Here is a 1,705-nt window from a genome sequence, read left to right on the forward strand (position 1 = left end):
ATCGATTTGCTCGGCGTGACGAGGCAGGGACGGCTGGTCGTCATCGAGCTGAAGGCATCCGAGGATTTGCAGCTTCCGATGCAGGCCGTGGATTACTGGCTGCGCGTGCGGCGGCACCTCGCGGAAGGAGATTTCCATTCATTCGGCTATTTCAGCGGCATCGAACTTCGCGCAGACGCTCCGCTCATCTGGCTTGCGGCGCCGAGCTTGCGATTCCATCCCTCGAACGAAACCGTATTGAGGTATCTCTCGCCGGAAATTCAGGTGACCAGGATCGGTGTGAGCGAAAACTGGCGGCGCGGGTTGCGGGTCGTCCTGCGGCAGTAATTTCCCGCCTTCGGAAAGTTCACTGAAAAGAAGAAGGGAAGCAGCGTTTGGTTTCCCAAAGCCACTTCCCGGGGTGTGTCCTAGAGTGTTTGATTATATAGATGCTCGGAGAAATGAAAGGTTGCAAATGGAGCGCCGGAATTTTACCGGAGTGGAAGCATCGGGTGATGACCCGTCCCGAAGTCAGTAAAACAAATACTTGCGCCACTTCTCGTCCTTATGGCCGATGAGGCGCATAAGCTGACGGGAAGTGTGCAGAGTAAAGGGCCGCGGGCGCCGCGCGAGCTTCAACCCGGCTTCTTCAGGCGTACGATCACCCTTGCGGTTGTTGCATTCGTAGCAGCAGGCGACCAAATTCTCCCAGGACGAACGGCCACCGCGTGAGCGGGGCACGACGTGGTCCAGCGTCAAATCTGAGGCGGAAAATATGCGGCCGCAGAACTGACAGGTATTGCGGTCGCGCAGGAGAATATTTTTTCTCGACAACGCGCGGCTTTGCTGCGGGATGTGGCGATACGTCAGCAGGCGAATCACGGAGGGGACGGAGATGGATTTGGTGGTGGAGTGGACTTCGCCCGACTGAGTTTCTTCCGCCTGAGCGACGCCCTTGAGCATCAGTACGAGGGCACGCCGCACGGCCGTGACGTTGATTGGCTCGAAGGTGGCGTTAAGAACCAGCACTGGAGCCTGCATCAAAGACGGGCGGCGAACACCCGCGGAGGAATCCCGCATCGGGAGTTCCGCGCCGATAGAATTACGGCTTCCCGGAATCGAGATGATCGGGCGTGGCCGCAACACGTCTTTGTGGCGATAATCCACTGTGAGAGCCTTGTCCTTGCGGGACAGGAGAACCCTGGATCACTGTCCCAGTTACCCAAGCATATTATCAGATGCTTGGCGATGCGCCCGGGATTGCCTTCTTTATTGGCTGCGATGGCGGGAGAGGCACGCTTGCGGCGACCACTCGCGCGACCGTCAATCCAGTAACGCTTTTTGCGCCGGCTCGTTTCAGGGCGCGCGCGCAGGAATCCAGGGTCGCGCCCGTCGTACATACGTCATCTATCAGCAAGACGCGCAGATTGTCAACTTTCGCGCCTTTGCGCATAGCGTAAGCGCCACGGACGGATTCCCAGCGCTCGCGGCGCGAGAGCAAAAGGCGCGGCGGGCGAGGCTTCGTGCGGACAAGCAGGTAAGCGCGGAGGGGGAGTTTGAGTTGCCTGGCCAGAGGCCGGGCGATAAGTTCGGCCTGGTTGTAGCCGCGTTCGCGGCGGCGCGCGGGATGCAGCGGAACGGGGACAACCACGTCGGATTTGAAGATTTCTGGCGCGGCCTGGACCTTTTCCCTGAGTCGAGCAGCAAACCATTTGCCGAGGCTCAA

Annotated in this window: 3 protein-coding genes; 1 reads left to right on the forward strand and 2 read right to left on the reverse strand. The window is 59.4% G+C overall.

What is annotated here, in order from left to right; translation table 11 throughout:
- The coding region (locus VGR81_07205; GenBank protein HEV2288722.1) for a hypothetical protein at window positions 1-327 on the forward strand (327 nt) is incomplete at its 5' end.
- A gap of 183 nt (window positions 328-510) precedes the next feature.
- Here the strand turns inward: VGR81_07205 and VGR81_07210 are convergent.
- Window positions 511-1,059: an HNH endonuclease gene (locus VGR81_07210; protein HEV2288723.1), complete on the reverse strand. Its 549-nt coding sequence runs from the start codon at window positions 1,057-1,059 to the stop codon at window positions 511-513.
- 154 nt (window positions 1,060-1,213) lie between these two features.
- Window positions 1,214-1,705: ComF family protein (locus VGR81_07215; GenBank protein ID HEV2288724.1), on the reverse strand; the 492-nt coding region annotated here is incomplete at its 5' end.

The organism is Candidatus Acidiferrales bacterium (assembly GCA_035934015.1).
Classification (GTDB): domain Bacteria; phylum Acidobacteriota; class Terriglobia; order Acidiferrales; family UBA7541; genus DAHUXN01.

Excerpts from the sequence above, each read along its gene's own strand:
- VGR81_07210 (HEV2288723.1), bottom strand. The coding sequence starts at position 1,059 with ATGCGGGATTCCTCCGCGGGTGTTCGCCGCCCGTCTTTGATGCAGGCT.